The following is a 13,280-nucleotide window of genomic DNA, read 5'->3' on the forward strand; positions in this document are numbered from 1 at the left end:
TCAACGTTTCGGCGGCATCTATCTCGGCATGGCAAAGCTTCTGATCGTCGAGGACGATGAGTCCGTCCGCACCCTCGCTGCCCGCGCGCTCGAGCGCGATGGCCATAATGTCACCATCGCCACCGACGGCGCGCAGGGGCTGGACATGATCCGGCAGGCGCGCGGCGGTTTCGATCTGGTGGTGTCCGACATCCGCATGCCGGAGATGGACGGCATCGAGATGGCGACGGCGGCCTCAAGAGAGTTCCCGACGATGCGGATCATGCTGATGACCGGCTATGCCGACCAGCGCGAGCGCGCCGAGGAGCTCAACGGCATCATCCTCGATGTCGTGCAGAAGCCGTTCACGCTTGCCGAGATCCGCGGCCGCGTCGGCAAGGCATTAAGCTGCTTCGCTTGAGACCGCATCGGCCGTGACAGGGGCGGCCGGCGCCGCACTTCGCCGACGCCCGCCGCTGAGCGCAAGCAGGCCGGCGCCGATGATCAGCGCCGCGCCCAGCACCGTGGTTTCGCGCGGCACTTCGGCGAAGAACAGGAAACCCCACAGCGGCGACCACAGGATGCCGGTATATTCGAACGTGGCGACGCGGTTTGCGGGCGCCATCCGGTAGGCCTGCGACAGCAGGATCATGCCGGCGGACGCGACGAGGCCGCAGGCGGCCATCTTCAGGAAGTCCGGCATTGTCGGCCATACCCATGGCCGCACCAGGAATTCGACGCTCGGATGCGCCGCATGGGTGATGCCGGCAAGGTGGAAGACGGTTGCGACGGCGATGGCGCCGCTGAGATACGCGCCGTTCTGATAGAAGGCCATCACGGTCGATGATTCGGTGTCGCCGATACGGCGCGCTATCAGTTGCGAGAAGCCGTAGAGGAAGGCCGAGCCCAGCGACAGCAGCGCCGCCCAGTCCAACACGCCGGCGCCGGGACGCACCATCACAAGCACGCCGACTAGGCCGATCAGCACCGTCGACAGCATCTTCCATGAGACCCGCTCGCCGAGATAGGGACCGGCCATCGCCATGATGAACAGCGGCGCCATGAAATAGAGCGCCACCGCATCGGCCAGCGGCAAGGCGGCGATCGCCAGATAATAGACCGTGTAGGACGAGAACTGGATGAAGGCGCGCAGCGTCAGCATGCCGAAGCGCTTCGACAGCACTGACTTCAGGCCGACATCGGCCTGGACGAGCACGATCAGGATCGGCAGCGCGACGATGGCGCGGATCGCCATCACCTCGGTCACCGGATAGCCGCCCGAAACCGCCTTCACCAGCGGATCCTGCAGTGAAAAAACCAGCACGCCGAGGCAGAGGCTCAGAATGCCAAGCACCGTCCGGTTCTGCATGATCGATCCAGCGAAAAAGAACCCGCCACCATTTTCAGGCAGCGGGTACGAGTGAGGACTCTTCGATTGGTCCGCGACCGATTTCGCGGCCGCATATCCAATGGGTGTCATGACTATCCTGCGGCGTTTGACATCTGGCAAACGAATTGGAATGATGCCAGCAATCAACTTTGCTTATGGCGACTCGATGCGACCAGTCCTCGACAGCGATCTCTTGCGCACCTTCGTGGCGGTGGCCGAAACCGGCAATTTCACCCGCGCGGCGGAGAAAGCCGGGCGCACGCAATCGGCCGTGTCCATGCAGATGAAGAAGCTGGAGGACATGGTCGGCGACAATCTGTTCGAGCGCGGCTCGCGCGGCGTGGCGCTGACGCGCCGCGGCGGCGAGCTCATCGCCAACGCGCGCCGCATCGTCTCGCTGCTGGACGAGACCGCTGCCTCGCTGGTGGCGCCGCCGCTGGGCGGGCTGGTGCGCATCGGCATTCCGGCCGAGTACGGCCGCTCGATCCTGTCGCGGGCGCTGGGCGAATTCGCCAAGCGCCATCCGCGCGTCGAGGTCACAGTGCGCTACGCACATTCGGATTCTCAGGTGCGGGCGCTCGCGGCCGGCGAGCTCGACCTCGCCGTGGTGTTCGAATGGGAGGGCTCTTCCGGCGGCGAGGTGCTGATGCACGACCCGACGGTCTGGGTGACGTCGACGCTGCACCACATGCATGAGGAACGGCCGGTGCCGATCGCGCTCTACAGCCGCAACGGCTGGTGCCGCGACTTCGCCATCAAGTCGCTGCAGCAGCGCGGCCTCGACTACCGCGTCGCCTACACCAGCGATACCAATGGCGGCCTGACGCTCGCCGTCACGTCCGGCCTGGCAATCGCGCCGATCTCGCGCAGCAACATCCCGCCTGATTGCCGCGAACTGACGGCCGCCGACGGTTTCGGCGATATCGATTCCTCCAACGTCGTCCTGCACCGCAATCCGCTGGCAACCGGCGAAGCGATCGACGGCATGGAGAACGCCATACGCGAGGCGTTCATGCTGACCAGGCAGGCGGGCGCGGCGGCCGGGCTTTAGTCCGGCGGGCCACTTTCAATCTGCCTGAGCCAGCGCATGGCATCATCGAGGCGATCGTCGCCCCAGAACAGCTCGCCGTCGACGAGGAAACTCGGCGAGCCGAAAATGCCGAGCGTCTTGGCTTGTTCGGTCGCGGCGGCGAGGTCAGCCTTGGCGGCATCGCCGTCGGCCTCCCGCAGGATCGGTTCCGGTTCCTGCCCCGCTTTCTTGATGCTTGCCGAGATGTTCGGCTCGCTGCCGGCCGGCTCACCCATCTCGAACCAGCGTCGGTAGCTCTCCCTGGCATAGGCCTCGCACCAGCCCTCCCGCGCGGCAATGACGGCGACGCGATTGGCGCGCTCAAGTTCGGCAAGCGGGTAGGGCGCGGGCAGCTTAGGCACCATCCTGTACATCGCCGCGCGACGCTCTATGTCGCGCCACATATAGGCGGCCTTCACCGGCTTCTTGGCGAAGGGGATATTGTCCATCTCGATCATGATCGAGCGCACGTTGAATGGCCGCCAGCGGAACTCGATGCCGGTCTCAGCCTGGATCTTCGCCAGTCGCATCACCGAAAGGTAGGTGTAAGTGCTGCCGATGGAAAACCAGAAATCGATCATCGCCCCATGCTCTCGGCCATGACGCTACCGGTTCTGAATGTGCAGGGCAATCTCGCAACGCCGATGACGGGCTATTTCAGCTCCAGCAGCCGCTCGAGATAGCTGCGCTCGATATCGGGGCTGAGCGCGTTGCCGAGCCGTTTGCGGATCGCGTCGAGGATCTGGCGCGCGCGCTGGACGTCGATCTCGTCGGGAACCTTGACCGAGGTGCCGTCATCGGGACCGTTGGTGGCGCGCGGTCGTCCTAGCGGATCGCGGTCGGCGTCCTGCTGGCGGCCGCCCTGCTCGCTGCCGCCCTGATCGCCCTGCATGGCCTGCATCTGCTTCATCATTTCCTTGGCACCGCGGCGGAGCGCCTCCAGCGCGCGGCCCTGGTGGCCGACGGCCTGGTCGCCGTCGCCTTGGCCGAGCGATTGTTCGGCATTGCCCATCGATTTGCCGGCCTCGCCGAAGCCTTCATTGGGCTCCATGCCCATTCCCTCAAGGCCTTTCTTCAACTGATCGAGCTCGCTCTGCAACTGGCCCTGGCCTTCCTGCAGCTGCTTCAGCGCATCGGCCAAATCCTTCGGGGACATTTTCGGCCGGCCCAGCGGATCGCGGTCCTGGCCGGGACCGGGCCGCTGCTGCTGGTCGTCGGACTGGCCCTGTTCGCCATCCTCGCCAAGCTGCTGCTGCTCGCCGCCTTCGCCACGCTGCCCGCGCTGCATCTGGTCCAGCCGGAAGGTGTCGTTCATCATTTCCTGCTGGCGGCGCATGATATCGCCGAGCTTGTCCATCTGCTGGCGCATCTCGCTGTCCTGCTCGCCGCCCGGCTGCTGGCGGCCGGCCTGCAGGTTGTTCATCATGTCCTGCAGCTCGGAGAGAAGCTGCTGGGCCTTGTCGCGATCGCCCGATTTGGCCAGATTCTCGATCTGGTCCATCATGCGGTCGATATCGCTCTGGCGCAGCTCGCGGCCGTTCTGCTGCATCTGCGGCGCATTCGGGTTCTGCTGCGCGCGCTGGGCGAATTCCTGCAGGAACTGGTTCATCGCCTCGCGCAGTTCCTTCATCGCCTTTTCGATCTCCTGATCGCTGGCGCCGTTCTTGATGGCGTCCTGTAACGCCTGCTGCGCCTGGCGCAGCCGCCGCTCGGCGGCCGACAGATTGCCTTCCTCAATGCCGAGCGCGATCTCCCACAGATAGGACACGACGTTGCGCAACTGATCGTCGCTCTCGGAGAGCTTCAGCCGGCTCCTCGCGCTCATGATGGCGAGATAGTTCGACATGTTGTCGAACGTGTCCTCGGGCCGCAGCGTGACCGCATCCATCAGGTCGAGAACGCGCGGCTTGGCATTGGTGTCGAGCGCCACCAGCCGGCGCTGTTCGATCACCGCTCTAGCCAGCGGATTGGCGAAGGGCCGCTCCGGCATGACAAGCGTTTTGGTTTCACTGGTGGCCGTGTGGCCGGCGTCGTCCGTTGCAGTGAGCGTCAGCTTGATGTTGCTGCCGGCCCAGACATGCTCGGTCAGGTCCTTGGTCGTCTTGGCCGCGCTCGGCTTGCCGCCGCGGCGCGGCAGCGTCAATGGCATGTCGGGCGCGCCGTAGAGCGGATGCGCGTTGGCGGCAGGCGGATCCGACAGCTCGAAAACGGCCTTGGCGGAGGCTGCACCATAGTCGTCGGCGATCTCGTAATTGAGCTCGATGGCGCCGTTGACGGCGCGCTTCGGCTCGCCGATGAAGCGGATCGTCGGCGGCTTGTCGGGAATGACGGCAAAGGCCCAGTGGCCAAGATCGCCTTCGCCGGATTTCAGCGTCAGCGTGCCGTTGGTGTTCAGCTTGCCGGAGAACTGGCGCACTTTTGGTGCGGTCTGGCCGGCGGCAGGCGCGGGGCCTTTCGGCGCGGCGGGCTCGATGGCACGGTCATTGCCGCCTTGATCGGCATAGCTCAGCGTCTCCTCGCCCGAACCGCCGGTGACGCGCAGCGAGATGTCGCTGCCTTGCGGAACGGAAAAGGTCTGGACGGCCTGGTTGGCATCGGCCGTCAGGAACACCGGGGCCTTGCCGGTGTAGGCAGGCGGCGTCACCCAGGCGTCGATGCGCGGGGGCACGGCATCATGCGAGGCGCGCGCGACGAAACCGTCGCTGACCCTGCCGCCAAAGGGTCCGAAGGAGAAGGCAAGCGCCGTGACGAACAGCAGCCCCGCCACGGCGCGCAAGCCCCAGCGGTCGTAGTCCGGCACGCCGGTGCGCGGCCGGTCGGCGCCGAGGCTCGAAAGCCGCTCGGCCATGCGCTTCTGGTGCTCGCGCCACAGCGCCTGCGAGAAGATGCTCTCGGCGCCGCTCGGCCGGTCGGTCTGCACCTGCACCGGGCTGTGCAGCAATTCGTTCGCCGCCTCGATGCGCCTGTCGATCTCGGCGGCCGAGGGCATGCGGAAGAAGCGCAGCGGGTAGAGCGCGGCGACCGCCGCCAGCCCGAACAGGATCAGAAGGCCGACGCGCGCCGCGTCGGGCAGGCGCGGGAACAGGCCAAACCACGAAAAGCTGAAGAACAGGCTGGCGACGACCAGCAGCGGCAGCACGAGCGGCCAGGCGCGCTCGAAGGTCATGGAGGCCCGCGTCGCCAACCGGCTGAGCGCCAAGCGCCCTGCAAAGCCGCGTCCATCGCTGGCCCGGCTGCGTTCGCCGCTGGAAATGGGTCGTTCGGTCATCGGCCCTTCCTGCCCGGGCACGATAGCCCGGACGTCATCGCCAGAAGGATACCAGCAAACACGGCAAAGGCGAGGCGGGTTCCAAAAAACGTGAAGCGGTTTGGCCGGGTTATGATCAGAAATTGGCGAGATTCGTGTTCGAGCCGCAGACGAGGACGGCCACGCGCTCGCCGTCTCCGGGCACATAGCGTCCGGAAAGCATGGCGGCGAAAGCGGCGGCGCCGCCCGGCTCGGCGATGATTCGCACGCGGTCCCACAGCGCCTTCTGCGCCGCGACGATGTCGTCGTCGCTGACCAGGATCGAGCGCTCGACGAAGGCCTCGGCGATCGGAAACATCATCTCGCCGACGCGCTTCGGCGCGAGCGAATCGGCGGCAATGCCCTCGGCGGGCGCATCGACCGGCTCGCCGGCCTCCAGGGCGCGGTAAAGCGTCGGCGCTCCCTCGGGCTCGATGGCGACGATGCGGATGCGCCCCGAAAACCAGGCCGCGATGCCGCCGATCAGACCGCCGCCGCCGACCGCGACCAGCAGCGTGTCGATCTCGGGCAGATCGGCCTCGATCTCCAGGCCGAGCGTGCCCTGGCCGAGCAGCGTTTCTTCCTGGTTGAAGGCGTGCACCTGCAAGGCGCCGGTCCTGGCCGCGAAGTCTTCGCTGGCGGCCAGCGCTTCGGCATAGCGCGCGCCGCCGACGATCAGCTCGGCGCCGTAGCCGCGAATGCGCGCGAGCTTCGCCGGCGGGCTGACTTCGGGCACGAAGATGGTCGCCTTGTGCCCGAGCTTCATGGCGGCGTAAGCGACGGCGGCACCATGATTGCCGCCGGACGCGGCGACCACGCCCGCTTCGGGCACTTGGCGTTCGAGCAGGTTGGTGAAGGCGCCGCGCGCCTTGAACGACCCGGAATGCTGGAGGCATTCGAGCTTCAGGTCGACCGGAAAGGCGGGCCGGTCGAAATCCGCCATGTCGATGCGCATGACCGGCGTGTGACGCACATAGGGCCGGATACGCGGCTCCACGGCGGCGATGCGTTCGCGCGTGATCGTCTTTTTTTCCAGCATGGGCAGCTCCTTAAGGCGCGCCGCTCGGTTACTTCAGCCAGTCGGGGACCGAATCCAATCCAATCAGGTTCTCATAGGTCTGGCGCGGCCGCACGACATGAAAACGGTCGCCGTCGACCAGCACCTCGGGCACCAGGAGCCTGGTGTTGTAGGTGCCGGCCTGCACCGCGCCATAGGCGCCGGCGGTGGAAACCGCGATCAGGTCGCCCGCCTTCAGCTTTGGTAGGTCGCGGTCGAGACCGATGAAGTCGCCGGTCTCGCAGACCGGGCCGACGACGTCGACCTTCATGCGCGGCGTGGAGGCGGGCGGCTGCACCACCGGCCTGATGTCGTGGAAGGCGTCATAGAGCGTCGGCCGGATCAGGTCGTTCATGGCGGCGTCAACGACGAGGAAGTTCTTGGCGTCGCCCTCCTTCACGTAGATGACCTCAGACACGAGGATGCCGGCATTGCCGACGATCAGGCGGCCGGGCTCGAACATCACCTTGAGACCGAGCCTGGTGACGTGCTTCCTGACGATTTCGGCGTAGGCGTCGGGCAAAGGGGGCGGGCTGTTGTCGACGCGGTAAGGAATGCCGAGGCCGCCGCCGAGATCGACATGCTCGATCTCATGCCCGTCGGCGCGCAGCGCTCCGACCAGCTCGACCAGCAATGCGAAGGCATCGTCGAAAGGCTGCAATTCGGTGATCTGGCTGCCGATATGGGTGTCGATGCCGGTTACCTTGATCCCGGGCAGTTCAGCCGCGCGGGCATAGACCTGCCGCGCGCGCTGCCAGGGAATGCCGAACTTGTTCTCGGCCTTGCCGGTCGAGATCTTCTTGTGCGTCCTTGCATCGACATCCGGATTGATGCGCAGCGAGATGGGCGCCACCTTGCCGAGGGCCACGGCGCGCGCCGACAAAAGCTCCAGCTCAGGCTCGGATTCGACGTTGAAGCAGAGAATGCCGGCCGAAAGCGCAAAGTCCATCTCGCGCGCCGTCTTGCCGACGCCGGAAAACAGGATCTTGCCGGCCGGGATGCCGGCGGCCAAAGCGCGGCGCAATTCGCCTTCGGAGACCACGTCGGCGCCTGCGCCCTGCCTGGCCAGCGTCCTCAGCACGGCCTGGTTGGAATTCGCCTTCATGGCGTAGCAGACCAGTGCGTCGAGGCCGGAAAAAGCCTCCTTGAAGACGCGGAAATGCCGGGTCAGCGTCGCGGTCGAATAGCAATAGAAGGGCGTGCCGACCTCGGCTGCGATGTCGGGAATGGCGACGTCCTCGGCATGAAGCACGCCGTCGCGGTAATCGAAGTGGTTCACGGTGTTGGTTCCGGAAAGTTGAAGCTCGATGAGACCGGGTCGATCTCACCGGCTCTACAGCAGGGGATCGAGGATGAACTTCCTGTCCTTGACGGGTTTTTCCGGCTCGGGCGGCACCGGCTGCTTGGCGCGTTCGGCATCCTTGCGCGCCTGCTCCGCCGCCTCATAAGGCGTGTCGAGGCCGGTCTTCCTGCCGCAGGCCGTGACGGTGACTACCGCAGCCAGCAGCGCCAGCGTCACCAAAATCCTGCTACGGGTCATCGATCCATCCGTTCGAAACTGATTGCGTGCTGCGCTTTTAGCCGAGTTCTCAGCGCTTTGCATCCCGGCAATTTAAAGCGCGGCGCGCTTTAAATCTTTGTTTTGATGCATGTCGTTGTCCCAGAACCGCTGCACACTTCTGGGCAACATGCATTAAGCCTTGGCGAGCCGCTTTTTCCAGTAGCGGATCTGCTTTCGCACTTCCGACGGCGCGGTGCCGCCGAAGCTCGTGCGGCTCTTCACCGAATTTTGCACGGCAAGCACCGAGAAGATGTCGTTAGTGATGCCCGAATGGATCGAGCGCAGGTCGTCCAGCGAGAGCTTTTCCAGCCCGAGCTTCTTCTCCTCGGCCAGCGCCACGGCGCGGCCGGTGACATGGTGGGCTTCGCGGAAGGGGAGGCCCAGATTGCGCACCAGCCAGTCCGCAAGATCGGTCGCGGTGGCGTGACCGGCGCCTGCGGCCTTCTTCATGGCGGCGACGTTGACGGTCATGTCGCGCACCATGCCGGCGGTTGCCGCCAGCATCAGGTCGAGCGTCTCGGCGGCGTCGAAGACCGCCTCCTTGTCCTCCTGCATGTCCTTGCCGTAGGTCAGCGGCATGCCCTTCATCACGGTCAGCAGGCCGACGAGATGGCCGTTGACGCGGCCGGTCTTGCCGCGCACCAGCTCGGCGGCATCCGGGTTCTTCTTCTGCGGCATGATCGAGGAGCCGGTGGAGAAGGAATCCGACAGGCGGATGAAGCCGAATTGCGGCGTCGACCAGATGATGATCTCCTCGGCGAGCCTGGAGAGATGCGTCGCGCAGATCGCGGCAAGGCTCAGGAACTCGAGCGCGAAATCGCGGTCCGAAACGCTGTCGAGGGAATTGCGCGTCGGCTCGCGGAAACCCAGCGCCTTCGCCGTCATGTGGCGGTCGATGGAAAAGCTCGTGCCGGCAAGGGCCGCGGCGCCCAGCGGGCTTTCATCCATGCGCTCGATGGCGTCGCGGACGCGCGAGAGGTCGCGGCCGAACATCTCGACATAGGCCATCAAGTGGTGGCCGAGGGTCACCGGCTGCGCCGCCTGCATATGGGTGAAGCCGGGCATGACGGTCGCCGCATGCTCCTCGGCGCGTTCCAGGAACGCGGCGATCAGCTCCTTCAGCGCCCGGGCGACGCGCTGGCACTCCTGCTTGACCCAGAGCCGGAGATCGACCGCCACCTGATCGTTGCGCGAGCGGGCGGTGTGCAGGCGGCCGGCCGCCGGGCCGATCAGGTCGGCAAGGCGGGCCTCGACATTCATGTGGATGTCTTCGAGCTTGGTCGAGAATTCGAACGTGCCGGCCTCGATCTCTTTCAAGATCGTGTTCAGCCCGTGAGCGATTTTTTCTTGATCGGCGGCCGAAATAATGCCGGTTTGAGCCAACATCTCGCTATGGGCGATCGATCCGCTTATGTCCTGCGCATAGAGCTTGCGGTCGAAGCCGATCGACGCATTGATCGCTTCCATGATCGCGGCCGGACCCGAGGCAAAACGTCCGCCCCACATCTGGTTGCTGGCCTTCTTGTCGCTCATCGCTATAACCCGTGCTCCGGAGCAGTTTTGAAAATGGCAGACGGCAAGAGATTGTTTTTTCCGACTACGCGCCTCATCCTCGCCGCTTTGGTGGCGGGCGTGCTGGCCGGCACGGTCGCGGTATATGTCAGCGAGAGCGGTTCTGGCAACAACGCTCCCGAGAAGGCCGTCGCGGTCGCCGGCAAGGACGATGCCGCCTGCGCGCCAAAGGCCGCCCGCGCCAAGCAGGTTGCCGCCAAGGCCGTCGGCCAGGTCGCGGCCCTGCAGCCGGCCGATCCGCCGCAATCGCTGAAGAGCTTGGCCTTCAACGGCCCCGACGGCAAGCCAATGACAATTGCCGACTATGCCAGCAAGACCGTGCTGCTCAATCTGTGGGCGACATGGTGCGCGCCGTGCCGCGCCGAGATGCCGGCGCTCGACGCGCTGCAGAAGGAGAAGGGCGGCAAGGACTTCGAGGTGATCGCGGTCAATGTCGACACCGGCGACGATACGAAGCCGAAGAAGTTCCTCAAGGAAATCGGCGTCGAGACGCTCGGCTTCTACCGGGACCCGACGATCGCCCTGTTCAATGAGGCGAAGACGCGCGGGCTGGCGCTCGGGCTTCCCGTGACCATGCTGATCGATGGCGAAGGCTGCCTGATCGCGCATATGAACGGCCCGGCCGAATGGTCGAGCCCCGACGCCAAGCGGCTGGTGGAAGCGGCGCTCGAGCCCTGATCGTGGCCGCTATCTTACCCGCACCGTAACCACCAGCGCCTCGTGGTCGGCGCTCGGGCTGCCGTCCTGCAACACCGCCGGCAGTGTCGCCGGCGCGCGTGCCGCGAGGCCGCGGGTGAAGAACCAGTCGATATGGCCGGTGGGCGTGGCGTCGCCCGCCGGGCGTCGCTGCGTCGGCTTGTCAAACGCGTTGGCGTCGCGCCAATCGTAGCCACGCCCGGCCATGACGGCGAAGAGGGGCTCGTGGCGGTCGGGGCACATCAGCCGGTCCGGTTCGGCATCGATGCGCGCCTGCCATGCGGCCGGATCGGCGTGACGCTCTTCATAGGTGGCGGTCAGCGTGTTGAAGTCGCCGCCGATCAGGACCGGCGCTTCGGCGTCATACCTGTCGATGGCGTCGAGGAGGTGGCGCGTCTGGTCGGCACGGCCGGCAGGCGTCGTACGGTTCTCGAGATGCACCGAGACGACGGTGACTCGGCGCTCGCCCACCATCACCTGGCCGCCAAGCGCCATGCGGCCGCCGATGCGCGGCTGGCCGTGCTCCGGCAAGAACCAGGCGCCGGCCGCATCCAGCCGAACGAGGAAAGGCCGCAGCAGCGGGACGGCGCTGGTTATGGCGTTGCCATGGAAGCCCTCAACGTTCTCGGCGCCGCCATTTGCCGCTTGCTCCGCCTCATTGCCGGTGCCGAGTTCGAGGAACTCGACGCCATAGGCATAGGAATGGCCTAGACGATCGGCAAGCCGGCTCAGAAGATGGCCGTTGCCGGAGCGCGCCATGCCCTTGTCGACTTCGGACAGCAGCACGACGTGCGGCGCCCGGCCGGCGATCGTAGTAGCGATGGCATCGACATGACGCAGCCGCTCGACGTTCCAGGCCATGACGGTCAGGCTTTCGCCGGCGCTCTCGCGCGACGCCTTGCCGCCGATCTCGATCTCGCCGAGGGCGGGAACGGCGGCGGCGTGGCGCAGATGGGCGGCGCTGTCGCGCGGTCCGTCCCGCATGGCGTTGCGGGCGGCGACGGGCACGTGCGTGAGCTGCGGGACCAGCATGTCTCTTCTCATCCAGTTAGCCGGTTAATCACGGAGGCCTTTTCGCCGCCTGGCGGCGCCCTAGCTCTCTAAAGCGCCGATGTGACGTTTTCATGCCGGCGCGACCGCTGCCAGGGGAGGAGAGACTGGCTGTCCACGAGGGCTTCGAGCCCACAACAGAACTGTCACATACCTTCTCTATGAGAGCGGGCAAGGACTTGCGCAAAACCTTGTCACACTGCCACTCAAGAGGGAAAAACCATGACGATCTTCAAGCGGGGCTTTGCCGCCCTTGCCGCCGGCGCGCTCAGCACCGCGCTTGCGGTTCCTGCATTTGCGGAGCCGGTCAAATTCGATTTCTGGTTCGGTCTTTCGGGCGATCTCGCCCGCGTCGTCGACACGCTGTGCAAGAACTTCAACGATTCCCAGAAGGACTACCAGGTCGTCTGCACCAGCCAGGGCAATTACGACGCCACGCTGCAGAACACGATCGCCGCCTTCCGCGCCGGCAAGCAGCCGACCGTCGTCCAGGTCTATGACGTCGGCACTGCCACCATGATGCTGTCGGGCGCCTACAAGCCCGCCGACAAGCTGATGGAGGAGAACGGCTACAAGATCGACTATAGCGACTATTTCCCAGGCATCGCCCGCTACTACGCGACGTCGAAGGGCGAGATGCTGTCCTTCCCGTTCAACTCGTCGACGGCGCTGATGTACTGGAACAAGGACGCCTTCGCCAAGATCGGCAAGACCGAGGCGCCGAAGACATGGGAAGACGTCGCCGCCGACCTCAAGGCGCTGAAGGACGCCGGCTATGATTGCCCGATGGCGATTAACATCTCGGCCAATGAAAGCTGGCAACTGATGGAGCAGTTCTCGGCGCTGCACAACCAGCCGATCGCCACCAAGAACAATGGCTATGACGGTCTCGACGCGCGTCTGGAAGTCAACAAGACCAAGTTCGTCCAGTACGTCACCGATCTCAAGAAGTGGTATGATTCCGGTCTGGTCAAGATCAAGTCCAAGGACCTCGGCCAAGACATGGTTCAGGCCTTCGCCACCGGCACCTGCCAGCTCATCCTGACCTCGGTCGGCGATCATGGCACGGTCGGCCGCACCCAGAAGGAAGGCATGAAATGGGACGTGGCCGAGCTGCCGGTCTATGCCGGCACCGAGCGCAAGAACTCGCTCGTCGGCGGCGCTTCGCTATGGGTGCTGTCGGGCAAGTCGGACGCGGAATACAAGGGCGCGGCAGCGTTCCTCAACTTCATCCACGACCCCAAGACCGCTTTGTTCTGGTCGACCAACACCGGCTATATCCCGGTGACGAAGTCGGGCTTCGATTTCATGAAGTCCAACGGCTTCTACGACAAGGCGCCCTATAAGGGACGCGAAGTGGCGATCGCCAGCCTGACCGCGTCGGAGCCGACCGAGATCACCCGCGGCATCCGCCTCGGCAACTTCACCCAGATCCGCGCCGAGTTCGGCACGCAGATGCAGGCGATCTTCGCCAACAAGGTCAGCGTGCAGGAAGGTCTCGACGCGCTGGTCAAGAATGGCGACGCGATCCTCGAGCGCTTCCAGCAGACCTATCCGGGTAAGACCCTGCCCTGATCCCGGATACTGGAACGGCCGCCCGCCGAGCATCGACGGGCGGCC

At 65.4% G+C, this 13,280-nt stretch carries 12 protein-coding genes; 4 read left to right on the plus strand and 8 right to left on the minus strand.

The genetic code is table 11. The annotated features are described in order from the left end of the window. Positions 1 to 28 precede the first annotated feature (28 nt). Positions 29 to 400 carry a response regulator gene (locus LB523_RS24995; RefSeq protein ID WP_224588439.1) on the plus strand — a complete coding sequence of 124 codons (372 nt, stop codon included), beginning with the start codon at positions 29 to 31 and terminating at the stop codon, positions 398 to 400. Here LB523_RS24995 and LB523_RS25000 read toward each other — a convergent pair. After that, positions 383 to 1,348, minus strand: coding sequence for a DMT family transporter (locus tag LB523_RS25000; protein WP_224608003.1), 966 nt, complete (start codon positions 1,346 to 1,348; stop codon positions 383 to 385). The two genes, LB523_RS24995 and LB523_RS25000, sit on opposite strands and share 18 nt — an antisense overlap. A 187-nt stretch (positions 1,349 to 1,535) precedes the next feature. On the opposite strand from LB523_RS25000, the gene LB523_RS25005 reads away from it, so the two are divergent. Then, positions 1,536 to 2,420, plus strand: coding sequence for a LysR family transcriptional regulator (locus tag LB523_RS25005; protein WP_095767564.1), 885 nt, complete (start codon positions 1,536 to 1,538; stop codon positions 2,418 to 2,420). Here LB523_RS25005 and LB523_RS25010 read toward each other — a convergent pair. From LB523_RS25010 to argH, 6 genes are all read right to left on the minus strand, one after another. Beyond that, positions 2,417 to 3,019, minus strand: coding sequence for a 2-hydroxychromene-2-carboxylate isomerase (locus LB523_RS25010; protein ID WP_224608006.1), 603 nt, complete (start codon positions 3,017 to 3,019; stop codon positions 2,417 to 2,419). The two genes, LB523_RS25005 and LB523_RS25010, sit on opposite strands and share 4 nt — an antisense overlap. Positions 3,020 to 3,090: 71 nt before the next feature. Beyond that, positions 3,091 to 5,706: a TIGR02302 family protein gene (locus LB523_RS25015; protein ID WP_224608010.1), complete on the minus strand. Its 2,616-nt coding sequence runs from the start codon at positions 5,704 to 5,706 to the stop codon at positions 3,091 to 3,093. 115 nt (positions 5,707 to 5,821) lie between these two features. Next, a complete protein-coding gene (locus LB523_RS25020; RefSeq protein ID WP_224608013.1) occupies positions 5,822 to 6,763 on the minus strand; it encodes a threonine/serine dehydratase in 942 nt (313 codons plus the stop codon). 28 nt (positions 6,764 to 6,791) lie between these two features. Next, positions 6,792 to 8,060 carry a diaminopimelate decarboxylase gene (gene lysA / locus LB523_RS25025; protein WP_224608016.1) on the minus strand — a complete coding sequence of 423 codons (1,269 nt, stop codon included), beginning with the start codon at positions 8,058 to 8,060 and terminating at the stop codon, positions 6,792 to 6,794. Positions 8,061 to 8,114: 54 nt separating this feature from the next. Further along, positions 8,115 to 8,321: a lipoprotein gene (locus LB523_RS25030; protein WP_095767477.1), complete on the minus strand. Its 207-nt coding sequence runs from the start codon at positions 8,319 to 8,321 to the stop codon at positions 8,115 to 8,117. A gap of 153 nt (positions 8,322 to 8,474) precedes the next feature. Continuing rightward, positions 8,475 to 9,875, minus strand: coding sequence for an argininosuccinate lyase (gene argH / locus LB523_RS25035; protein WP_224608019.1), 1,401 nt, complete (start codon positions 9,873 to 9,875; stop codon positions 8,475 to 8,477). 33 nt (positions 9,876 to 9,908) lie between these two features. On the opposite strand from argH, the gene tlpA reads away from it, so the two are divergent. Continuing rightward, entirely contained in the window at positions 9,909 to 10,592 is a 684-nt protein-coding gene (tlpA, locus tag LB523_RS25040) for a thiol:disulfide interchange protein TlpA (RefSeq protein ID WP_224608022.1), read from the plus strand. A 9-nt stretch (positions 10,593 to 10,601) separates the two neighbouring features. Here tlpA and LB523_RS25045 read toward each other — a convergent pair whose 3' ends face one another. Beyond that, entirely contained in the window at positions 10,602 to 11,642 is a 1,041-nt protein-coding gene (locus LB523_RS25045; protein WP_224608026.1) for an endonuclease/exonuclease/phosphatase family protein, read from the minus strand. Between the two features lie 240 nt (positions 11,643 to 11,882). On the opposite strand from LB523_RS25045, the gene LB523_RS25050 reads away from it, so the two are divergent. Then, a complete protein-coding gene (locus tag LB523_RS25050) occupies positions 11,883 to 13,235 on the plus strand; it encodes an extracellular solute-binding protein (protein WP_224608029.1) in 1,353 nt (450 codons plus the stop codon). Positions 13,236 to 13,280: the final 45 nt, after the last annotated feature.

Origin of the sequence: Mesorhizobium sp. ESP-6-4 (assembly GCF_020164735.1) — a bacterium.
Classification (GTDB): domain Bacteria; phylum Pseudomonadota; class Alphaproteobacteria; order Rhizobiales; family Rhizobiaceae; genus Mesorhizobium.